This window comes from Streptomyces sp. NPDC047982, assembly GCF_043204165.1.
Classification (GTDB): Bacteria; Actinomycetota; Actinomycetes; order Streptomycetales; family Streptomycetaceae; genus Streptomyces.
The window spans coordinates 138,376-157,515 of record NZ_JBIDBS010000014.1 but is presented as its reverse complement, the minus strand read 5'-3'; the positions used below and the strand labels follow the sequence as shown (position 1 = coordinate 157,515).

The 19,140-nt window shown below is 69.3% G+C and carries 26 protein-coding genes; 2 read left to right on the top strand and 24 right to left on the bottom strand.

Features of this window, described 5'->3' with window-relative positions; genetic code table 11:
• Positions 1–32 precede the first annotated feature (32 nt).
• The 23 genes from ACGF2V_RS19070 to rpsJ form a co-directional block, all read right to left on the bottom strand.
• Positions 33–689, bottom strand: a complete 657-nt coding sequence (locus tag ACGF2V_RS19070; protein WP_362707132.1) for an adenylate kinase — start codon at positions 687–689, stop codon at positions 33–35.
• On the bottom strand, positions 689–2,008 hold the full coding sequence (gene secY, locus ACGF2V_RS19065; RefSeq protein ID WP_362619233.1) for a preprotein translocase subunit SecY: 1,320 nt from the start codon (positions 2,006–2,008) through the stop codon (positions 689–691). Before secY ends, ACGF2V_RS19070 begins: the two co-directional genes overlap by 1 nt.
• Positions 2,009–2,224: 216 nt before the next feature.
• On the bottom strand, positions 2,225–2,680 hold the full coding sequence (gene rplO, locus ACGF2V_RS19060; RefSeq protein ID WP_362619230.1) for a 50S ribosomal protein L15: 456 nt from the start codon (positions 2,678–2,680) through the stop codon (positions 2,225–2,227).
• Position 2,681: 1 nt separating this feature from the next.
• Positions 2,682–2,864: a 50S ribosomal protein L30 gene (gene rpmD / locus ACGF2V_RS19055; RefSeq protein ID WP_055632353.1), complete on the bottom strand. Its 183-nt coding sequence runs from the start codon at positions 2,862–2,864 to the stop codon at positions 2,682–2,684.
• Positions 2,864–3,469, bottom strand: a complete 606-nt coding sequence (gene rpsE, locus ACGF2V_RS19050) for a 30S ribosomal protein S5 (RefSeq protein WP_073786792.1) — start codon at positions 3,467–3,469, stop codon at positions 2,864–2,866. The genes rpmD and rpsE overlap by 1 nt, the downstream gene beginning before the upstream one ends.
• Positions 3,470–3,516: 47 nt before the next feature.
• Complete coding sequence (gene rplR / locus ACGF2V_RS19045; RefSeq protein ID WP_335934428.1) at positions 3,517–3,900, bottom strand: 50S ribosomal protein L18; 384 nt, start codon at positions 3,898–3,900, stop codon at positions 3,517–3,519.
• 2 nt (positions 3,901–3,902) lie between these two features.
• Positions 3,903–4,442 (bottom strand): 50S ribosomal protein L6, encoded by a 540-nt coding sequence (gene rplF / locus ACGF2V_RS19040; RefSeq protein WP_362619226.1) that lies wholly within the window; start codon positions 4,440–4,442, stop codon positions 3,903–3,905.
• 21 nt (positions 4,443–4,463) lie between these two features.
• Positions 4,464–4,862 (bottom strand): 30S ribosomal protein S8, encoded by a 399-nt coding sequence (gene rpsH / locus ACGF2V_RS19035; protein ID WP_019888762.1) that lies wholly within the window; start codon positions 4,860–4,862, stop codon positions 4,464–4,466.
• A 225-nt stretch (positions 4,863–5,087) separates the two neighbouring features.
• A complete protein-coding gene (locus tag ACGF2V_RS19030) occupies positions 5,088–5,273 on the bottom strand; it encodes a type Z 30S ribosomal protein S14 (protein WP_003956452.1) in 186 nt (61 codons plus the stop codon).
• Positions 5,274–5,275: 2 nt separating this feature from the next.
• Positions 5,276–5,833, bottom strand: a complete 558-nt coding sequence (gene rplE, locus ACGF2V_RS19025; RefSeq protein WP_006126888.1) for a 50S ribosomal protein L5 — start codon at positions 5,831–5,833, stop codon at positions 5,276–5,278.
• A complete protein-coding gene (rplX, locus tag ACGF2V_RS19020; protein ID WP_073786786.1) occupies positions 5,833–6,156 on the bottom strand; it encodes a 50S ribosomal protein L24 in 324 nt (107 codons plus the stop codon). Before rplX ends, rplE begins: the two co-directional genes overlap by 1 nt.
• Before the next feature lie 2 nt (positions 6,157–6,158).
• Positions 6,159–6,527, bottom strand: coding sequence for a 50S ribosomal protein L14 (rplN, locus tag ACGF2V_RS19015; protein WP_003966950.1), 369 nt, complete (start codon positions 6,525–6,527; stop codon positions 6,159–6,161).
• A gap of 106 nt (positions 6,528–6,633) precedes the next feature.
• Positions 6,634–6,918 (bottom strand): 30S ribosomal protein S17, encoded by a 285-nt coding sequence (gene rpsQ / locus ACGF2V_RS19010; protein WP_030977953.1) that lies wholly within the window; start codon positions 6,916–6,918, stop codon positions 6,634–6,636.
• Positions 6,918–7,142 carry a 50S ribosomal protein L29 gene (rpmC, locus tag ACGF2V_RS19005; RefSeq protein WP_015035581.1) on the bottom strand — a complete coding sequence of 75 codons (225 nt, stop codon included), beginning with the start codon at positions 7,140–7,142 and terminating at the stop codon, positions 6,918–6,920. The genes rpsQ and rpmC overlap by 1 nt, the downstream gene beginning before the upstream one ends.
• Positions 7,142–7,561: a 50S ribosomal protein L16 gene (gene rplP, locus ACGF2V_RS19000; RefSeq protein WP_362619220.1), complete on the bottom strand. Its 420-nt coding sequence runs from the start codon at positions 7,559–7,561 to the stop codon at positions 7,142–7,144. Before rplP ends, rpmC begins: the two co-directional genes overlap by 1 nt.
• A gap of 5 nt (positions 7,562–7,566) precedes the next feature.
• On the bottom strand, positions 7,567–8,403 hold the full coding sequence (gene rpsC / locus ACGF2V_RS18995) for a 30S ribosomal protein S3 (RefSeq protein ID WP_073786782.1): 837 nt from the start codon (positions 8,401–8,403) through the stop codon (positions 7,567–7,569).
• Positions 8,403–8,750, bottom strand: a complete 348-nt coding sequence (gene rplV / locus ACGF2V_RS18990) for a 50S ribosomal protein L22 (RefSeq protein ID WP_004571827.1) — start codon at positions 8,748–8,750, stop codon at positions 8,403–8,405. Before rplV ends, rpsC begins: the two co-directional genes overlap by 1 nt.
• 41 nt (positions 8,751–8,791) lie before the next feature.
• On the bottom strand, positions 8,792–9,073 hold the full coding sequence (gene rpsS / locus ACGF2V_RS18985) for a 30S ribosomal protein S19 (RefSeq protein ID WP_283853425.1): 282 nt from the start codon (positions 9,071–9,073) through the stop codon (positions 8,792–8,794).
• Positions 9,074–9,085: 12 nt separating this feature from the next.
• Positions 9,086–9,922 (bottom strand): 50S ribosomal protein L2, encoded by an 837-nt coding sequence (rplB, locus tag ACGF2V_RS18980; protein ID WP_073786778.1) that lies wholly within the window; start codon positions 9,920–9,922, stop codon positions 9,086–9,088.
• Positions 9,923–9,962: 40 nt separating this feature from the next.
• A complete protein-coding gene (gene rplW / locus ACGF2V_RS18975; protein WP_335934456.1) occupies positions 9,963–10,286 on the bottom strand; it encodes a 50S ribosomal protein L23 in 324 nt (107 codons plus the stop codon).
• The gene (gene rplD, locus ACGF2V_RS18970; protein WP_362619216.1) at positions 10,286–10,936 is read right to left on the bottom strand and encodes a 50S ribosomal protein L4; all 651 of its coding nucleotides are present in this window, start codon (positions 10,934–10,936) and stop codon (positions 10,286–10,288) included. The genes rplW and rplD overlap by 1 nt, the downstream gene beginning before the upstream one ends.
• 7 nt (positions 10,937–10,943) lie before the next feature.
• The gene (rplC, locus tag ACGF2V_RS18965) at positions 10,944–11,588 is read right to left on the bottom strand and encodes a 50S ribosomal protein L3 (protein WP_362619213.1); all 645 of its coding nucleotides are present in this window, start codon (positions 11,586–11,588) and stop codon (positions 10,944–10,946) included.
• A 13-nt stretch (positions 11,589–11,601) separates the two neighbouring features.
• Entirely contained in the window at positions 11,602–11,910 is a 309-nt protein-coding gene (rpsJ, locus tag ACGF2V_RS18960; protein ID WP_003948644.1) for a 30S ribosomal protein S10, read from the bottom strand.
• Positions 11,911–12,735: 825 nt separating this feature from the next.
• Between rpsJ and ACGF2V_RS18955 the strand changes: the two genes are divergently transcribed.
• The gene (locus ACGF2V_RS18955) at positions 12,736–14,523 is read left to right on the top strand and encodes an RNA ligase family protein (protein ID WP_362707136.1); all 1,788 of its coding nucleotides are present in this window, start codon (positions 12,736–12,738) and stop codon (positions 14,521–14,523) included.
• A gap of 82 nt (positions 14,524–14,605) precedes the next feature.
• Entirely contained in the window at positions 14,606–16,969 is a 2,364-nt protein-coding gene (locus ACGF2V_RS18950; RefSeq protein WP_362707139.1) for a poly(A) polymerase, read from the top strand.
• Positions 16,970–17,146: 177 nt separating this feature from the next.
• Here the strand turns inward: ACGF2V_RS18950 and ACGF2V_RS18945 are convergent, their stop codons facing one another.
• The gene (locus tag ACGF2V_RS18945; RefSeq protein ID WP_362619208.1) at positions 17,147–19,045 is read right to left on the bottom strand and encodes a LamG-like jellyroll fold domain-containing protein; all 1,899 of its coding nucleotides are present in this window, start codon (positions 19,043–19,045) and stop codon (positions 17,147–17,149) included.
• Positions 19,046–19,140 lie beyond the last annotated feature (95 nt).

Genomic DNA, 19,140 nt, shown 5'->3' with positions numbered 1-19,140 from the left:
TGCACGAGTACTGCTTGTTCAGCTCTTGCTGTTCAGCCCTCGTCGGACTTCAGGGCGTCCATCGCCCGCTCGGTCACGTCCGTGACCTTGCCGAGCGCGGAAATGGTGACCACCAGGTTCTGCGCCCGGTAGTAGTCGATGATCGGCTCGGTCTGCGTGTGGTAGACCTCCAGCCGGGTACGCACCGTCTCCTCGCTGTCGTCGTCGCGCTGGTACAGCTCGCCGCCGCAGACGTCGCAGACGTCCTCGGCCTTCGGCGGGTGGTACGTGACGTGGAAGACGTGCGCACCGTCGTTCCGGCAGATACGGCGGCCTGCGATGCGCTTGACCACCTCGTCCTCGGGGACCTCCAGGTCCAGGACCGCGTCCAGCTTGGTGCCCTCGTCCTTGAGCATGGCGTCGAGGGCCTCGGCCTGGCCCACGTTGCGCGGGAAGCCGTCCAGCAGGAAACCGTTCTCGGCGTCCGGCTGGGACATGCGGTCCTTGGCCATCCCGATGGTGACCTCGTCCGGAACCAACTGTCCCGCGTCCATGTAGGCACGGGCCTGCTTGCCAAGGTCCGTGCCCTGGCTGATGTTGGCGCGGAAGAGATCGCCCGTGGAGATCTGCGGAATCGACAGGTTCTCGGCAAGGTACGCAGCCTGCGTTCCCTTGCCGGCACCGGGCGGCCCGACGAGGACGATTCGCATCAGCGGAGGAACCCTTCGTAATTGCGCTGCTGGAGCTGACTCTCGATCTGCTTCACGGTCTCCAGACCCACACCCACGATGATCAGGATGCTCGTCCCGCCGAACGGGAAGTTCTGATTTGCACCGCCGAAGCCTGCCAACGCCATTGTCGGCACCAGAGCGATCAGGCCCAGATACAGCGAGCCCGGCCAAGTGATCCTGTTGAGCACATAGCTCAGATACTCGGCAGTAGGTCGACCAGCCCGGATACCCGGGATGAAGCCACCATACTTCTTCATGTTGTCGGCGACTTCCTCGGGGTTGAACGAGATCGCCACGTAGAAGAAGGCGAAGAAGACGATCAGGAGGAAGTACGCGGTGATGTAGTACGGGTGGTCGCCGGTGACGAAGTTGTCCCGGATCCAGGTCGCCCAGCCCGCGGTCGAGTTGGAGAACTGCACGATCAGAGCGGGAATGTAGAGCAACGAAGAAGCGAAGATGACGGGGATCACACCCGCCTGGTTCACCTTCAGCGGGATGTACGTCGAGGTGCCGCCATACGACCTGCGGCCGATCATCCGCTTCGCGTACTGCACCGGGATGCGACGCTGGGCCTGCTCGACGAAGACGACGAGCCCGACCATCACGAAACCGATCAGGATGACGGTACCGAACTCGATCCAGCCGTCGGCCAGCTTGCCGCTGGTCTTGATGGCCCACAGGGAGCCCGGGAAGCTGGCGGCGATCGAGATGAACATCAGGATCGACATGCCGTTGCCGATGCCGCGGTCGGTGATGAGCTCACCGAGCCACATCACGGCCGCGGTGCCCGCGGTCATCGTGATCACCATGACGATGGTGGTGAAGATCGACTGGTTCGGCACGATCTGGTCGGCGACCGGGCAGCCGCTGAACAGCGCGCCGCTGGTGGCGGTGGCCACCAGGCCGGTGCCCTGAAGGATGGCGAGCGCGACGGTCAGATAACGCGTGTACTGCGTGATCTTGGCCTGGCCCGACTGACCCTCCTTCTTGAGCGCCTCGAGTCGGGGAATCACCACGGTCAGCAGCTGGAGAATGATGCTGGCCGTAATGTACGGCATGATGCCGAGAGCGAAGATCGTGACCTGCAGCAGCGCGCCGCCGCTGAACATGTTCACCAGGCCGAAGAGGCTGTTGTTGCCCTTACTGGCCTGATCCACACAGATCTGGACATTCTCGTAGCTCACTCCCGGAACCGGGACGTGGGCCCCGAGCCGGTAGACCACGATGATGCCGAGCGTGAAGAGCAGCTTCTTGCGCAGGTCGGGCGTCTTGAACGCCCGGGCGAACGCGGTGAGCACGGTGCCTCCTGCGACCCCCGCGCAATGCGAAGAGGTGACGGTCTTGAGGTTCGACGAATACGAAACAAATCAATGGGTCCCCGGGCCGGGACCCAGGGGTTACCACACAACAACGCACGCCACCTTACCGGCGACCATGCCCCCCTAGGAACGACCAACCGGGGATGCCCCTTATAAGAGGCATCCCCGGTCGGGTGTTCAGGCCATCGAGTCGTCTCAGACGAGCTCGGTGACGGTGCCGCCGGCGGCGGTGATCTTCTCCTTGGCGGAGCCGGAGACGGCGTCGACCGTCACCTGCAGCGCCACGGAGATCTCGCCCTGGCCAAGGACCTTGACGAGGTGGTTGTCACGCACGGCACCCTTGGCGACCAGGTCGGCCACGGTGACCTCGCCACCCTCGGGGTAGAGGGTCGCGAGCCGGTCCAGGTTCACGACCTGGTACTCGGTGCGGAACGGGTTCTTGAAGCCCTTGAGCTTCGGGAGGCGCATGTGGAGGGGCATCTGCCCACCCTCGAAGCGCTCCGGAACCTGGTAGCGGGCCTTGGTGCCCTTGGTGCCACGACCGGCGGTCTTACCCTTGGACGCCTCACCACGACCCACACGGGTCTTGGCGGTCTTGGCGCCCGGGGCGGGCCGGAGGTCATGGGCCTTCAGCGGCTTGTTCTCCGCCATGTCAGTCGACCTCCTCGACCGTCACGAGGTGGCGGACGGTGTGCACCATGCCGCGGAACTCGGGGCGGTCCTCCTTGACGACCACGTCGTTCAGGCGCTTGAGCCCGAGCGAACGCAGGGTCTCGCGGTGGTTCTGCTTGCTGCCGATGTACGACTTCGTCTGCGTGATCTTGAGACGGGCCATCACACACCCGCCCCAGCACGCGCACGGAGCAGGGCGGCGGGGGCGACGTCCTCGAGCGGCAGACCGCGGCGGGCCGCGATCTCCTCGGGACGCTGCAGGCCCTTGAGGGCCGCCACAGTCGCGTGCACGATGTTGATCTGGTTGTCGGAGCCGAGCGACTTCGACAGGATGTCGTGAACGCCGGCGCACTCCAGGACGGCGCGCACCGGACCACCGGCGATCACACCGGTACCGGGGGAAGCCGGCTTGAGCAGGACGACGCCCGCGGCCTTCTCGCCCTGGATCGGGTGCGGGATGGTGCCCTGGATGCGGGGGACCTTGAAGAAGTTCTTCTTGGCCTCCTCGACGCCCTTGGCGATGGCCGCGGGAACTTCCTTGGCCTTGCCGTAGCCGACACCGACGGTGCCGTCACCGTCGCCCACCACGACCAGCGCGGTGAAGCTGAAGCGACGACCACCCTTCACAACCTTGGCGACACGGTTGATCGCGACGACGCGTTCGACGTACGCGGTCTTCTCGGCGGCAGCTGCGCCGCCGTCACGGCCCTTCCGGTCCCGCCGCTCGCCGCCACCGGCACCGCTGCCGCGGCGCTGGGGTCCAGCCATTGGATTTACCTCTCTCTGTTACGTCCGCTGTGCGTAGGAACCGGGGCTCAGAACTTCAGCCCGGCTTCACGGGCGGCGTCAGCCAGAGCGGCAATCCGCCCGGCGTACTGGTTACCGCCGCGGTCGAACACGACGGCCTCGACGCCTGCGGCCTTGGCGCGCTCAGCGACCAGCGCGCCGACCTGCTTGGCCTGGGTGCTCTTGTCGCCCTCGCCACCACGGATGGAGACGTCCAGGGTGGACGCGGACGCGAGCGTGTGACCCGCGACGTCGTCGATGACCTGGGCCACCATGTGGCGGTTGGACCGCGTCACGACCAGACGGGGACGCTCCGGCGTACCCGAGACGTACTTGCGGACACGGATGTGGCGACGCTTGCGGGCGGCGCGCTTGTAGGCGTCGCCCTTGGCGATCTTCACGCCGTATGCCATGGCTACTTACCAGCCTTTCCGACCTTGCGGCGGATGACCTCGCCGGCGTACTTGACGCCCTTCGCCTTGTACGGGTCGGGCTTCCGCAGCTTGCGGATGTTGGCCGCCACCTCGCCGACCTTCTGCTTGTCGATGCCCTCGACCGACAGCTTGGTCGGGGACTCGACCTTGAAGGTGATGCCTTCCGGCGCCTCGACGACGATCGGGTGGCTGTAGCCCAGGGCGAACTCCAGGTTGGAGCCCTTCGCCTGGACGCGGTAACCGACACCGCTGATCTCGAGCGCCTTGCTGTAACCCTGGGTCACACCGGTGATCATGTTCGCCACCAGCGTGCGGGACAGGCCGTGCAGGGCCTTGTTCTGACGCTCGTCGTTCGGGCGGGTGACGTTCACGACGCCGTCCTCACCCTTGGTGACCTCGATCGGCGACGCGACGGTGTGCGTGAGGGTGCCCTTGGGGCCCTTCACGGCGACCGTACGGCCGTCGATGGTGACGTCCACACCGGCGGGAACCTGGATGGGGAGCTTGCCGATTCGCGACATGAGCTTTTCCTCCGTTCCCGACTACCAGACGTAGGCGAGGACTTCCCCACCTACGCCCTTCTTCTGCGCCTGCTGGCCGGTCAGGAGACCGTGGGACGTGGAGATGATCGCCACGCCCAGGCCGCCGAGGACCTTCGGCAGGTTGGTGGACTTTGCGTAGACACGCAGACCCGGCTTGGAGATGCGCTTGATGCCGGCGATCGAACGCTCGCGGTTCGGGCCGAACTTCAGCTCCAGGACGAGGTTCTTGCCGACCTCGGCGTCCTCGACCTTCCAGCCGGTGATGAAGCCCTCCTGCTGGAGGATCTCCGCGATGTGCGACTTGATCTTGCTGTGCGGCATCGACACGGAGTCGTGGTATGCCGAGTTCGCGTTACGCAGACGCGTGAGCATGTCTGCGATCGGATCAGTCATGGTCATGAATTGGCCTTCGGCCTCTCTCGCCGGGGTTTCCTGTATGCGCCATCCCTCTCCCCGCTCAGAGGCGGGACGGGTGCGGTGCGGGGACCTACGGCGTAGTAAGTCGGTCATGGGCGGCAGGCGCCCAACCCCGCAAGCCTACGGCATGCGAGGCGGGGCTCCCGCCGACCAGATGCTTACCGAGAGCTTCCGGGTGATTCCCAACGCCCAGGGGGCGGAGGGTAATTACCAGGAGCTCTTGGTCACGCCCGGCAGCTCGCCGCGGTGAGCCATCTCACGGAGGCACACACGGCACAGGCCGAACTTGCGGTAGACGGAGTGGGGCCGGCCGCAGCGCTGGCACCGCGTGTACGCGCGGACGCCGAACTTCGGCTTGCGGGCGGCCTTAGCGATCAGAGCCTTCTTCGCCACGGTCAGTTCTCCTTGAACGGGAAGCCGAGGTGACGAAGGAGGGCACGACCCTCGTCGTCGTTGGTCGCCGTGGTCACCACGGTGATGTCCATGCCCCGGACCCGGTCGATCTTGTCCTGGTCGATCTCGTGGAACATGACCTGCTCCGTGAGACCGAAGGTGTAGTTGCCACGGCCGTCGAACTGCTTCGGCGACAGACCGCGGAAGTCACGGATACGCGGCAGCGCGAGCGACAGCGTACGGTCCAGGAACTCCCACATCCGGTCACCGCGGAGGGTGACGTGGCAGCCGATCGGCTGACCCTCGCGCAGCTTGAACTGCGCGATGGACTTGCGGGCCTTGGTGACGGCCGGCTTCTGGCCGGTGATCGTGGTGAGGTCGCGCACGGCGCCGTCGATCAGCTTGGAGTCGCGGGCGGCGTCGCCCACACCCATGTTGACCACGATCTTGACCAGGCCGGGAACCTGCATGACGTTCTCGTAGGAGAACTCCTCACGCAGCTTGCCGGCGATTTCCTCGCGGTAGCGCGTCTTGAGACGCGGCGCAGTGGTGGCAGTCATCAGATGTCCTCACCGGTCCGCTTGGCAACGCGGATCTTGTTGCCCTCGTCGTCGAAGCGGTAGCCGACGCGAGTGACGACCTTCTTGCCGTCCTTCTCCACGACCAGCTGCACGTTGCTGACGTGAATCGGGGCCTCGGTGGTGACGATGCCGCCGGTCTGCGAACCGCGAGCCGTCTGACCGGCCTTGGTGTGCTTCTTGACCCGGTTGACACCCTCGACGAGGACACGGTCCTGAGCCGGGTAGGCCACGATGACCTTGCCCTGCTTGCCCTTGTCCTTACCGGTGATGACCTGAACCAGGTCGCCCTTCTTGATCTTCATGCTTACAGCACCTCCGGCGCGAGCGAGATGATCTTCATGAACTTCTTCTCGCGCAGTTCCCGGCCCACCGGGCCGAAGATGCGGGTGCCGCGGGGGTCGCCGTCGTTCTTCAGAATGACGGCGGCGTTCTCGTCGAAGCGGATGTACGAGCCATCCTGACGACGACGCTCCTTGACGGTGCGAACGATGACGGCCTTGACGACGTCACCCTTCTTCACGTTGCCACCGGGGATCGCGTCCTTGACGGTGGCGACGATGACGTCGCCGATGCCCGCGTAGCGGCGACCCGAACCACCGAGAACACGGATGGTGAGGATTTCCTTCGCACCCGTGTTGTCGGCGACGCGAAGTCGCGACTCCTGCTGGATCACGTCTATCTCCTGATCGTCTGCCGGTTCCCGGCGGGGGCCGCCCCGTTTCCGGAGCGGACCCCACCGAGCCTGGCGGAACTTGCCTGAGGGGGATGCCCCTCAGGAATTACTTGGCCTTCTCGAGGATCTCGACGACGCGCCAGCGCTTCGTCGCGGACAGCGGCCGGGTCTCCATGAGGAGGACGCGGTCGCCGACGCCCGCGGCGTTCTGCTCGTCGTGGGCCTTCAGCTTGTTCGTACGGCGGATGACCTTGCCGTACAGAGCGTGCTTCACGCGGTCCTCGACGGCGACGACGACGGTCTTGTCCATCTTGTCGCTGACGACCAGACCCTCACGGGTCTTGCGGAATCCGCGGTCGGTGTTGGTCTCAGTCACAGTCTTCTCGCTCATCAGGCGCTCTCCACCGTCTCGATGCCCAGCTCACGCTCGCGCATCAGGGTGTAGATCCGGGCGATGTCCTTACGGACGGACTTGAGCCGGCCGTGGTTCTCGAGCTGTCCGGTCGCCGCCTGGAAGCGGAGGTTGAACAGCTCTTCCTTGGCCTCGCGGAGCTTGTTGAGCAGCTCCTCGTTGCCCAGCTCGCGCAGCTCGGACGCCTTGGTTCCGGCCGACATCACGCCTCACCTGCCTCGCGCCGAACGATGCGGCACTTCATCGGAAGCTTGTGAGCAGCGCGGGTGAGCGCCTCACGAGCAATCTTCTCGTTCGGGTAGGACAGCTCGAACATCACCCGACCCGGCTTGATGTTCGCGATCCACCACTCGGGAGAACCCTTACCGGAACCCATGCGGGTCTCGGCCGGCTTCTTCGTCAGGGGACGGTCCGGGTAGATGTTGATCCAGACCTTGCCGCCACGCTTGATGTGGCGGGTCATCGCGATACGAGCCGCTTCGATCTGACGGTTCGTCACGTACGCCGGGGTCAGCGCCTGGATGCCGTACTCGCCGAACGCAACCTGCGTGCCACCCTTGGACATACCGCTGCGCTTCGGGTGGTGCTGCTTGCGGTGCTTGACCCTACGGGGGATCAGCATTTCGGTCAGGCCTCCGTTCCGGTGCTCTCAGCAGCCGGAGCGGCAGCGGCGGGAGCCTCGGCCTTGGGGGCCTCGGCCGGGGCCGACTGCTGCTGCGGCTTGCGGCCGCGGCCGCCACGCTCGCCACCGCGACCACGGCCGGCCGGGCGGTCGGCGCCACCACGGGCCGGGCGGTTGCCGGCACGGGCGGCGGCGTTCTCGGCGCGGACCTCGGCGATGTTCTTGACGTCGCCCTTGTAGATCCAGACCTTCACACCGATGCGGCCGAAGGTCGTCTTGGCCTCGAAGAAGCCGTAGTCGACGTTCGCGCGGAGCGTGTGCAGGGGCACACGACCCTCGCGGTAGAACTCCGAGCGGGACATCTCGGCGCCGCCGAGACGGCCACCGCACTGGATCTTGATGCCCTTGGCGCCGGCCTTCATCGAGCTCTGCATGCTCTTGCGCATGGCCCGACGGAAGGAGACGCGGGAGGACAGCTGCTCGGCGACGGCCTGGGCCACCAGCTGGGCGTCCACCTCGGGGTTCTTGACCTCGAGGATGTTCAGCTGGACCTGCTTGCCGGTGAGCTTCTCCAGCTCGCCGCGGATGCGGTCGGCCTCGGCGCCGCGGCGGCCGATGACGATGCCCGGGCGGGCGGTGTGGATGTCAACGCGGACGCGGTCGCGGGTGCGCTCGATCTCCACCTTGGAGATGCCGGCCCGCTCCATGCCCTTCGTCATCATGCGACGAATGGCGACGTCTTCCTTGACGTAGTCCTTGTACAGCTTGTCGGCGTACCAACGGGACTTGAAGTCCGTGGTAATGCCGAGCCGGAACCCGTGCGGGTTTACCTTCTGGCCCATTACCGGGTTCCTTCCTTGCTGCTGACGACCACGGTGATGTGGCTGGTCCGCTTACGGATCCGGTAGGCGCGGCCCTGGGCGCGCGGCCGGAACCGCTTCAGGGTCGGGCCCTCGTCCACGTACGCCTCGCTGATGACCAGCGAAGAGGCGTCGGTGTGGTCGTAGTTGTGTGCGGCGTTGGCGATGGCGCTGTCCAGCACCTTGCCAACCGGCACGCTCGCGGCCTGCGGGGCGAAACGCAGGACCGCCTGAGCCTCCGTGGCGTCCATGCCACGGATGAGGTCCACCACGCGGCGGGCCTTCATGGGCGTGACGCGGATGTACCGCGCCTGGGCCCTGGCTTCCATGGTTGTCCCTTCGGTGTGAGTCATGAGTCGTTCCACCCCGCTTAGCGGCGCTTCGACTTCCGGTCGTCCTTGACGTGGCCGCGGAAGGTGCGAGTCGGCGAGAACTCGCCGAGCTTGTGGCCGACCATCGACTCGGTGACGAACACCGGGACGTGGATCTTGCCGTTGTGCACCGCGATGGTGTGACCCAGCATCGCCGGGACGATCATCGAGCGACGGGACCAGGTCTTGATGACGTTCTTGGTGCCTGCCTCGTTCTGTGCGTCCACCTTCTTGATGAGGTGGCCGTCGACGAAGGGCCCCTTCTTGAGACTGCGCGGCATCTAAACCCGCTCCTAGCGCTTCTTGTTCGTCTTGCGGCGGCGGACGATGTACTTGTTGCTCGCCTTCTTGGGAGAACGAGTACGACCCTCCTTCTGACCCCACGGCGAGACCGGGTGGCGACCACCGGAGGTCTTGCCCTCACCACCACCGTGCGGGTGGTCAACCGGGTTCATCGCGACACCGCGGACGGTCGGGCGCACGCCCTTCCAGCGCATGCGGCCGGCCTTGCCCCAGTTGATGTTCGACTGCTCGGCGTTGCCGACCTCGCCGATCGTGGCGCGGCAGCGGGCGTCGACCAGGCGGATCTCGCCGGACGGCATGCGCAGGTGGGCCATGGAGCCCTCCTTCGCCAGCAGCTGCACGGAGGCACCCGCGGAACGGGCGAACTTCGCGCCGCCGCCGGGCCGCAGCTCGATGGCGTGGATGGTCGTACCGACCGGGATGTTGCGCAGCGCCAGGTTGTTGCCGGGCTTGATGTCGGCGGCGGGGCCGTTCTCGACACGGTCGCCCTGCGACAGGCCACGCGGCGCGATGATGTAGCGCTTCTCGCCGTCCGCGTAGTGCAGGAGCGCGATGCGCGCGGTGCGGTTGGGGTCGTACTCGATGTGCGCGACCTTGGCCGGCACGCCGTCCTTGTCGTGACGACGGAAGTCGATCACGCGGTAGGCGCGCTTGTGGCCACCACCCTGGTGGCGAACGGTCACACGACCGGCGTTGTTACGGCCGCCCTTGTTGTGCAGGGGGCGGACCAGCGACTTCTCCGGCGTGGACCGCGTGATCTCGACAAAGTCGGCGACGCTGGAGCCACGACGGCCCGGGGTCGTCGGCTTGTACTTGCGGATACCCATTTCTCAGTCCTCGTCCGATTCCGGACGATCCAGACCGCCCTCAGGCGGTCGGACCGCCGAAGATGTCGATACGGTCGCCCTCGGCGAGGGTCACGATGGCGCGCTTGGTGTCGGCACGCTTGCCGAAACCGGTGCGGGTGCGCTTGCGCTTGCCCTGCCGGTTGATCGTGTTGACCCCGGTGACCTTGACCGAGAAGACCGCCTCGACGGCCTGCTTGATCTGGGTCTTGTTGGAGCCCGGCGCGACGATGAACGTGTACTTGTTCTCGTCGAGCAGCGCGTAGCTCTTCTCCGACACGACCGGCTTGACGAGGACGTCACGCGGGTCCGTGAAGGTCTTGCTGGTAACGGTCGCCTCGCTCATCAGGCGTCGCTCCCTTCGGTCTCAGCGGTCTGGGGGCCAGACACGAAGGACTCGAGGGCGGCCTGGGTGAAGACCACGTCGTCGGAGACGATCACGTCGTACGTGTTCAGCTGGCCCGGCTCCAGGATGTGCACCTGGGGCAGGTTGCGGGCGGACAGCCACGCGGCCTCGTCAGCGCGGTCGACGACCAGGAGCAGGTTCTTGCGCTCCGTGATCTTGCCGAACAGCGTCCTGGCGGCCTTGGTGGAGACGGCACCCTCGACCACGCCGGTGACGACGTGGATGCGGGAGTGACGGGCCCGGTCCGAGAGGGCACCGCGCAGGGCGGCGGCCTTCATCTTCTTCGGGGTCCGCTGCGAGTAGTCACGCGGCTGCGGGCCGTGGACGACGCCACCGCCGGCGAACTGCGGCGCGCGGGTCGAACCCTGGCGGGCGCGGCCGGTGCCCTTCTGGCGGTACGGCTTCTTGCCACCGCCGCGGACCTCGCCGCGGGTCTTGGTCTTGTGCGTGCCCTGACGGGCAGCTGCCAGCTGTGCGACGACGACCTGGTGGATCAGCGGAACGCTGGTCTTCGCGTCGAAGATCTCCGCGGGGAGCTCGACGGTCCCGGCCTTGTCGCCTGCCGGCGAAAGGATGTCAATGGTGCTCATCGGTTCCTCAAGCCCCCTTGGCCGCGGTACGGACCAGGACGAGGCCGCCGTTCGGACCCGGGACGGCTCCCTTGATGAGGAGCAGGCCCTTCTCCGCGTCAACGGCGTGAACGGTCAGGTTCTGGGTGGTGACGCGCTCGTTGCCCATGCGGCCAGCCATGCGCATGCCCTTGAAGACGCGGCCCGGGGTGGCGCAGCCACCGATCGAACCGGGCATGCGGTGCACGCGGTGGGCACCGTGGGATGCCTTGCCACCACGGAAGTTGTGGCGCTTCATGACACCGGCGAAGCCCTTGCCCTTGCTCTTGCCCGTGACGTCGACCTTCACGCCGGCCTCGAAGACCTCGGCGGTGATCTCCTGGCCGAGCGTGTACTCGGAGGCGTCAGCGGTGCGGAGCTCCACCAGGTGGCGGCGCGGGGTGACGTCGGCCTTGGCGAAGTGGCCCTTGAGGGGCTTGTTCACCTTGCGCGGGTCGATCTCGCCGAAGGCGATCTGGACCGACTCGTAGCCGTCGGTGTCGTTCGTACGGACCTGGGTCACGACGTTCGGGCCGGCCTTGACGACGGTCACCGGAACGACCCGGTTGTTCTCGTCCCAGACCTGCGTCATGCCGAGCTTCTCGCCCAGGATGCCCTTGATGTTCTTAGCCATCTCGCGCGTCACCTCAGAGCTTGATCTCGATGTCGACGCCCGCCGGCAGGTCGAGACGCATCAGCGAGTCAACCGTCTTCGGCGTGGGGTCGAGGATGTCGATGAGGCGCTTGTGCGTGCGCATCTCGAAGTGCTCGCGCGAGTCCTTGTACTTGTGCGGCGACTTGATGACGCAGTACACGTTCTTCTCAGTGGGCAGCGGCACCGGGCCCGCGACCGACGCACCCGTGCGGGTCACCGTCTCGACGATCTTCTTCGCCGAGGAGTCGATGACCTCGTGGTCGTAGGCCTTGAGCCGGATGCGGATCTTCTGTCCCGCCATGGCTACTAGTAGTCCTGTCTCTCGTAACGCTCTGGAACCCGAGGGCTCTGAAACAACTCCGCCTCCGACCCACGCGGTCGGGCGTGTCGCAACCCCTCCACGTGGAATTCCCTGAAGGAATCTCCCGTACCGAGGGGGTGCGGACCCGAGGACCGCGTCGTGCTCCGTGAGGAGCGTCGGGGGTGAACACCCGCCGGGCGCCTGGCCGGTGCCCCACTGACGCTTCCCGGAAGATTCCCGTACGTCCGACCCGCAGGGGGTCGACGAGTACTGTGGGACTCGCTTCCGGTCCTCCCGGCGGGAGGCGCGCAGCATTGACACTCAACCGAGCAACCTGAGCAGTGTGCCATACGGGCCACGGGCCTGGCCAATCGGGCCGCAAATAGTACCCCGCGCGACCGACCGGTCAAACGCGGGCGGGGCGTCGGAGTGGTTCCGGGGTCGGTACGGGAGACGCCCGAGGGGATGTACGACGAGCCGTGCCCCGGGCGCACGGCGGGTGCGCGTGCCGTACGACGTGGCCGCCCCGGGAGCGTTCCGAGCGCACGGTGAGGGCGGCGGCCGGGTCGTACGGTGGGCGTTCCCGAGCGCACGGTGGGGGCGGCGGCCGGGTCGTACGGTGGGCGCCCCGCCCCCGTCGCGCAGGGGTGCCCCGCCCCCGGTCCGCACCTGCCCGTTCCGGCGAAATTCGGTCGATCGCCGCCCCCGCCCGCCCCTACAGTGACCGGCCGGGCGGACCCGCCGCCACACCCGTCGCCGCACCGCACCGCCGTCTCCGCACCGCCGTCGTTTCCGCCGCACCCGCCGTCACCAGGGGCTCTCGTCATGCGTACGCACTATCCGCGCACCGCGCACCTGCCCTGGTCCCCCGGGGCCACCTCGGACGACGTACGGATCGGGGACCTCTCCGGACTGGCCGGCCGCGAGGTCGTCGTGACCGAGAAGCTGGACGGCGAGAACACCACGCTCTACACCGACGGTCTGCACGCCCGCTCCCTCGATTCCGCCCACCACCCCTCGCGGGGCTGGGTGAAGGCGCTCCAGGGCCGGATCGGTTCGCGCATCCCCGTGGGATGGCGGGTGTGCGGCGAGAACATGTTCGCCCGCCACTCCATCCCGTACGCCGGTCTGGAGAGCTGGTTCTACGGTTTCTCCGTCTGGGACGGGGAACGCTGCCTGGGCTGGGACCGGACAGTGGCGTTCCTCCGCGACCTGGGGATACCGGTGCCGCCCGTGCTGTGGCGCGGAGTGTTCGACGCCCGCGCCGAGAAGGCCCTGCGGGCGCTGAGGCCGGACACCGGGCGGCAGGAGGGCTACGTCGTACGACCCGCCGACGGTTTCGACGCGGCGGACTTCGGGCGCCTGGTGGCGAAGTGGGTGCGGCCCGGGCACGTACGGACCGACACGCACTGGATGCACGCCGCCGTGGTGGAGAACGGGCTCGGTCCGGCGGCGGCCCTCTGGGCCGTACGGTCCGGCGCGCCCGTCGACGCGGCGGCACTGGCCGAGGCGTCGGGGGCGCCGGGTGAGGTGTCGGACGCGCCGGGCGAGGCGTCGGGGGCGTCCGCGTGGGACGCCGGGGCCGTCGTGCGGGACGCGGTTCGCGGGTCGGACGCGGGGGACGGCGCGGGCGCCGGTTCCGGACCGGATGCCGAGGCCGCCGTCGCGACGGCCGACGCGCTCGACGCGCTGGGCCGCACCGGCGACGACCGGCTGACCGGCGTCCTGGCCGCGTTGCTGCGCCGGAGGCGGCGCACGGAACTGGCGCCCGCGCTGGCACGGACCGTGGGCATGCCGGTGGCCCGCCGCGTCGCCGACCTCGTCGGACTGCACCCCTCGCTGCACCGCCCCTACCCGGACGAGGAACGCCGCACCGGCCTGGCCCGGATGTCGCTCGCCGCCGACCTGGAGGTGCTGCACGCGCTGGCCGCCGCCGTCGCGGGGAGCGACGAGGAGCGCGAGCAGGTGGAGTGGTCGGCGCTGCACGCGCAGGACGTACGGGAACCGGCCGGGCTGGGCGAGGCGTTCGCGGACCTGGCGCCGGTGGCCGCCGACCGCTGCCGGGCGCAGGCCCGCGAGGCGTACGCACTGGGCCGGATCAGCACCGTCGAGGAGGCGGTCGCCGCGACCTGGCGGTGGCGCGGCGGGGACTTCCCGCGCCTGGTCCAGTTGGTCGGCCCGTCGGGCGGCGGCAAGAGTACCTTCGCCCGGAGCCTGCCGGACGTGGACACGTATGTGTCCCTCGACGACCTGCGCGGGGCCCGGGGCCCGCGCGCCGACCAGCGGGCCAACGGGGAGGTGCTGCGCGAGGGCCTGGACCGGCTGGACGCCGCGCTCGCGGCGGGCGGCACGGTCGTCTGGGACGCCACCTCGCTCAACGCGCACCAGCGTTCCCTGGTGCACGCGGTGGCCCGGCGGCGGGACGCGCTGGTCACCCACGCCGTGACCGTGGTCGAGGAGGCGGAGCTGGTCCGCCGCAACGGGCGGCGCGCCCACCCGGTGCCGCCGCAGGTGCTGGCCTCGCAGCTGCGCCGGTACGTGCCCCCGTACCCGGGTCAGGCGCACCGCACCTGGTACGTCGGCGCGAGCGGGACGGTGGAGGACCGGGCGTAGTCGTGTATGGGCGCCTCGGCGTATCGGCGGACGCCCGGACAGCAGGGAGAAGGAAAGGGAGAAGGAAGGGGACGGGGCACGGATGCGTACCAGCGAGGAGATCTACCACCGGGTCCGCTGGGACGCCCGGTTCGATCCGGCGCGCTTCGTGATGGGCGTGGCGCAGCGCGGGAGGGCGCCGAAGCGGGTGCCGCTCCCCCGGTTCACGCCGGGCGGCGAGATCCCCTGGCACCGGGTGCTGTTCATCGAGGCGGACGGCGAGGTGGTGTGGGACCGGGCGGCGGGCGTGGACCGGATCGACGCGACGGAGGCCGGGCGGGTCCGCGCCCCGCGGCGGCTGCCGTCCCCGTACTTCACCTCGCGGGCCCCGCACGCGTTCTGCGCGTCCCGGGGTGCCTGGGCGCCGGTGGAGGGGGACATGCCGTCCCGAGGCGTCCGGACACCGGTGAAGGAAGACGTGCCGCCGCTCCCCGCGTCCGCCGGCCCCCTCCTGACGGTGCTGACCTGGAACACCCTCTGGGACCGCTACGACAGCGACCGCATCGACACCGCCCGGCGCAGGCCGTTGCTGCTGGAGGCCCTGCGCGCGTCGGACGCGGATGTCATCGCGCTCCAGGAGGCCGAACCCGCCCTGCTCGCCCTGCTGTTGGACGCTCCCTGGGTCCGCGAGGGGTACACGTTCTGGGCCGATCCGGGTGGCCGGGACGTCGCCGACTGCGGCCTGCTGCTGCTCAGCAGGCTCCCCGTGCGGGAGGCAGGGCTGCACGAGCTGGGCCCGCACAAGGCGGTCGCCGCCGTCGTGGTGGAGAGTGCGGCGGGGCCGGTCACGGTCGCGGTCACCCATCTCAGCAGCGACCACTCGCCGAACGGCGCGGACCGCCGGGACGCCGAACTGGCCGATATCGCAACCGGGTTGGCGGCCGTCGAGGGCGAGGTGCTGCTGCTCGGCGACTTCAACGACGACGGGGACACACCGCAGGAGCGGCTGGGGATGACGGACGCCTGGAGCCGGGTGCACGGCGCGGCGGACCGGACGCCGACGTTCGACCCGTCGGTCAATACGCTGGCCGCCGTCTCCTCCTTGTCGGGCCGGGCGTCCCGGCTGGACCGGGTGCTGGTCCGCGCTGAGGGCTGGCGGCCGGTGTCGGCGGTGCTGCTGGGCGACGTGCCGACGCCGGACGGGCTGTACGTCTCGGACCACTTCGGGGTGCGGGTGGAACTGACGCCCCGGACCGTGCAGGACGAGGAGCGTTCAGCGGCTGACGAGGCCGACGAGCCGGTCGACGAGGAACGGCCGACCGACGAGGCGTCGGCGGTCGACGAAGCGCGGGCGGCCGAGCTGGTCCGGCGGGTGGCGGCCGGCCTGCCGGATGCCCGGGTCCACCTGGTGGGCTCGCGGCGGATGGGCTGCGCGCTGCCCGGCGCGGACGTGGACCTGGTGGCGGCCCTGCCGGGTGGCGGCGACGCGGCGGGCGACGGGCGCCTGCCCGGCGTACGCGAACGGCTGGTGGCGGCCCTGCCGGACGCCGTCGACGTGCGCGAGGTGACCGGCGCCCGGGTGCCGGGGCTGCGCTTCGGCGTCGGCGGTCTGCGGGTGGATCTGGTGACCGTCCCGACCGGGTCCCTTCCTCCGGCCGAGGCGGTGGACCGCCGCACCGAACTGGGCGAGGCGGCGGCCAGGGCGCTCAGCGCGGTGAGCGACGCGGACGCGGTGCTCGCGGCGGCTCACCCGCACCGGGCGGCGTTCGCCGGGCTGGCCCGGGAGGTCAAGGCGTGGGCGCGGGCACGCGGCCTGGACTCGGCCCCGTGCGGCGGGCTGCCGGGCCTGGCCTGGTCCGTTCTCGCGGCGCGTACCGCGCACGAGTCGGGCGAGCTGCCGCCGCTCCCCCTGCTCCGGCACTTCTTCGCGACCTGGGCGGTTTGGGACTGGGACCACCCGGTCGGCGTCGGGCAGGTCAAGGGGGGCACAGGCGCTGTTCAGCAGCCGCTGACCGTGCTGACCCCGACCGCCCCCGTACGTTCCTGCACCACCCAGGTCTCGGCGGCGGCCCGCGACCTCGTCACCGAAGAGCTGTTCCGCGCCTGGGAGGTCCTGGAGTCCGTCCCCGACAGCGGCCCCGTGCCGCGCGCCCTGCTCCGCGCCCTGCCGCCCCTGCGCCAACGGCACACCGCCTGGGCGCTCGTCTCCGTCCGGCGGGGCGAGGACGAGGGCCGCTTCCGGGGCCGGATCCTGGCCCTGCTGGCCGCCCTCGCCAAGGCGGGCGCTTTGGACGCCCACGCCTGGCCGCGCCCGTACGACACCGACGCGTCCCATGTGCGGTACGCGATCGGCCTCGGCCACACCCCGCCCGACGCGACCCGCCTGGCGGAGATCGGCGGCGAGCTGCTGCGCGGCCTGCCCGGGGCCCACCTCACCCGCGCGAACGAGGCGCCGGCTCTGCGGTAGGAAGCACCCGGCGAGGCGCCGACTCCCCGGTAGGAAGCACGGCGGGCGGACCCCGCACCAGGACCACTCGGTCCGGTCGGCCCCGCCCAGCCGTCCCGGCCACCACCGCCCCCGCCCGGAACGCGGATCCGGGCGGGGCGGCTGGGCGGGGCGGGCCTGCGGACGTGGCCCTGCCACTCAGGCGATCATGAAGCTCTTCACGGGCAGCGCCCGTCCGACGATCCGGACGTCGCCGAGCCAGCCGCGCATCAACTGGTCGAGCTTGCCCCCGTACTCATAGGCGCCGAGCAGCCACGGCAGGCCCGCGGTGGCGAGACCGGTGGCGCGGGTGGCCGGGTTCCGGGCGACGACGCAACCGTCGATGTACATCGTCGTGTGCCTCGTGTCGTTGACGACGGCGACGTGCCACCACCGCTCCCGCAGCAGTTCATGGCTCCAGTTGGTGATGCCTCCCGGCTGGTTCAGCGGCGCCGCCGCCCACTGCATTCCGGGGCCGTCCGACACGGAGAGGGTGGCGACGGGCTCCTCCAGGTCGCCGGAGGTCTTGCCCGCCGCCGCGAGCGTGCCCCGGCGGCCGAGCACGCCGCTCCAGGCGTTGCGTCCGGCGTCCCAGTCGGCGGGCAGACGGAGGAACGCCTCGATGGTGTAGCCGGACCTGAAGGTCATGGCGTTGAGCGGTGCGTTGTCCTCCGTACGCAGATACGCGCCCCGCAGCGGTGACTTCGAGCCGTCGAAATAGAGGCTGCCGTGGCCGGGCTGGTCGGGGTGGTGGCCGCTGGACCAGCGCAGCGCGTCGGGCGCACTGCCGGGGACGGCTTCGCGCACCAGGTCGTTGCTGTGCCCCGACAGGTCGGTGACGCGCAGCGCGGCCGCGGCGGCGGAGCCGTCCGGGTGCGACGGGGAGTCGAAGCGCCAGTACGCAACGGTGCCCGGTATCAGCATCCGCTCGGCCGGACGGGGGCCGCGCGCGGGCACGGGCGCGAAGCCCGAGAACCGCTTCTCGAAGTCGACGGGAACGGCGAACCGGTCCTGCGGGCCGGTCAGCTCGACCTCACCGCGCTCCAGTTCGTTGAGCTTCTCGCCCGCGCGGCCCAGGATCCACGGGGAGATCGTCTCCACGTCGATGGTGTTCCTGGCCAGGTCGAAGCGGTAGAGGCGGATCATCGCGCTACCGCCGTAGTACCGGTTCTGGTAGTTGGTGATGTGCAGATGGACGTCGTTGCCCGCCGCGTTCTTGCGGGTGGTGCGCCCGGCGGGCCAGTAGTGCCCGTTGAGGGTGAGGAAGATCTGGTCGTTCCCGGCGATCAGCTCGTCCCACAGATGCTTTCCGTGGCTGGAGAACTCGGCCTCGTCGCCGTCCGCGTTCGCGTACACCAGCTCGTGGGTGGTGAGGATGACCGGGGTGTGCGGGTGCTGGGCGATGACCTTCTTCGCCCAGGCGAGGCCGGCCGCCGACGGCCGCCAGTCCAGCGCCAGCACCAACCACTCGCGCCCGGCGGCCCGGAACAGGTGGTACGTGTTGTAGCCGTCCGAGGTCGCGCCGCCGAACGTCGGCAGGCGCCGCATCCGCTGCGGACCGAAGGTGTCCAGGTACGGAGTGCGGCCGCGCTGGTCGTCGGTGGACGACTTGATGTCGTGGTTGCCCGCGACGACGCTGTAACCGACCTTCCGCCGGTCGAGCAGTTCGAACGCCTTGCCGATCGCGCTGAACTCGGCCGCCTGACCGCTCTCGGTGAGATCTCCCAGGTGGGAGAGGAAGACGATGTTCTCGTCGCGCCCGTGGTCGAGTACGTAACGCAACGACGCCTCGACCGGTGCCTTGTTGATGCTCGCCCCGTCGAAGAGGTACTGGGTGTCCGGCATGACGACGAACGTGAACCTGGGGCTCTCGACGTCGGGCCGCCGAGCGGCCCCGACGGCGCCGGAGCTCTGCGGGGACCGGGCGGCGGCAGGACCGGCGGACGCGAGCCCGGTGGTCGCGGCGGCGCCCCCGGTCAGTGCGGTGGCCCGCAGGAACGTACGACGGCTGGCGCCGGGCAGGAGCGGGCCGTCGGGCTGGTGGAGCGGGCTGCACATGGATGTCTCCGCGAAGGACGAGCGTCGGTGATCGTCCGCAAGCTATCCGCGCGCGAGGGACGAACCAGACCTCACAGGCGTCACTCGGACGAAGA

What these genes read in the sequence shown, in the direction of transcription:
- rplV (WP_004571827.1), bottom strand. Translation starts at nt 8,750, where the DNA reads ATGGAAGCCAGGGCCCAGGCGCGGTACATCCGCGTCACGCCCATGAAG.
- rplC (WP_362619213.1), bottom strand. Translation starts at nt 11,588, where the DNA reads ATGGCTAAGAACATCAAGGGCATCCTGGGCGAGAAGCTCGGCATGACG.
- rplE (WP_006126888.1), bottom strand. Translation starts at nt 5,833, where the DNA reads ATGACTGCCACCACTGCGCCGCGTCTCAAGACGCGCTACCGCGAGGAA.
- rplR (WP_335934428.1), bottom strand. Translation starts at nt 3,900, where the DNA reads ATGGCATACGGCGTGAAGATCGCCAAGGGCGACGCCTACAAGCGCGCC.
- ACGF2V_RS18955 (WP_362707136.1), top strand. Translation starts at nt 12,736, where the DNA reads ATGCGTACGCACTATCCGCGCACCGCGCACCTGCCCTGGTCCCCCGGG.
- rplF (WP_362619226.1), bottom strand. Translation starts at nt 4,442, where the DNA reads ATGTCGCGAATCGGCAAGCTCCCCATCCAGGTTCCCGCCGGTGTGGAC.
- ACGF2V_RS19070 (WP_362707132.1), bottom strand. Translation starts at nt 689, where the DNA reads ATGCGAATCGTCCTCGTCGGGCCGCCCGGTGCCGGCAAGGGAACGCAG.
- rpsQ (WP_030977953.1), bottom strand. Translation starts at nt 6,918, where the DNA reads ATGAGCGAGAAGACTGTGACTGAGACCAACACCGACCGCGGATTCCGC.
- rplX (WP_073786786.1), bottom strand. Translation starts at nt 6,156, where the DNA reads ATGAAGATCAAGAAGGGCGACCTGGTTCAGGTCATCACCGGTAAGGAC.
- rpsH (WP_019888762.1), bottom strand. Translation starts at nt 4,862, where the DNA reads ATGACCATGACTGATCCGATCGCAGACATGCTCACGCGTCTGCGTAAC.
- rpmD (WP_055632353.1), bottom strand. Translation starts at nt 2,864, where the DNA reads ATGGCCCGTCTCAAGATCACGCAGACGAAGTCGTACATCGGCAGCAAG.
- ACGF2V_RS18950 (WP_362707139.1), top strand. Translation starts at nt 14,606, where the DNA reads ATGCGTACCAGCGAGGAGATCTACCACCGGGTCCGCTGGGACGCCCGG.
- ACGF2V_RS18945 (WP_362619208.1), bottom strand. Translation starts at nt 19,045, where the DNA reads ATGTGCAGCCCGCTCCACCAGCCCGACGGCCCGCTCCTGCCCGGCGCC.
- rplB (WP_073786778.1), bottom strand. Translation starts at nt 9,922, where the DNA reads ATGGGTATCCGCAAGTACAAGCCGACGACCCCGGGCCGTCGTGGCTCC.
- rpsC (WP_073786782.1), bottom strand. Translation starts at nt 8,403, where the DNA reads ATGGGCCAGAAGGTAAACCCGCACGGGTTCCGGCTCGGCATTACCACG.
- rplO (WP_362619230.1), bottom strand. Translation starts at nt 2,680, where the DNA reads ATGGCGGAGAACAAGCCGCTGAAGGCCCATGACCTCCGGCCCGCCCCG.
- rpsE (WP_073786792.1), bottom strand. Translation starts at nt 3,469, where the DNA reads ATGGCTGGACCCCAGCGCCGCGGCAGCGGTGCCGGTGGCGGCGAGCGG.
- rpmC (WP_015035581.1), bottom strand. Translation starts at nt 7,142, where the DNA reads ATGTCGGCCGGAACCAAGGCGTCCGAGCTGCGCGAGCTGGGCAACGAG.
- rplD (WP_362619216.1), bottom strand. Translation starts at nt 10,936, where the DNA reads ATGAGCACCATTGACATCCTTTCGCCGGCAGGCGACAAGGCCGGGACC.
- rplP (WP_362619220.1), bottom strand. Translation starts at nt 7,561, where the DNA reads ATGCTGATCCCCCGTAGGGTCAAGCACCGCAAGCAGCACCACCCGAAG.
- rplW (WP_335934456.1), bottom strand. Translation starts at nt 10,286, where the DNA reads ATGAGCGAGGCGACCGTTACCAGCAAGACCTTCACGGACCCGCGTGAC.
- rpsJ (WP_003948644.1), bottom strand. Translation starts at nt 11,910, where the DNA reads ATGGCGGGACAGAAGATCCGCATCCGGCTCAAGGCCTACGACCACGAG.
- rpsS (WP_283853425.1), bottom strand. Translation starts at nt 9,073, where the DNA reads ATGCCGCGCAGTCTCAAGAAGGGGCCCTTCGTCGACGGCCACCTCATC.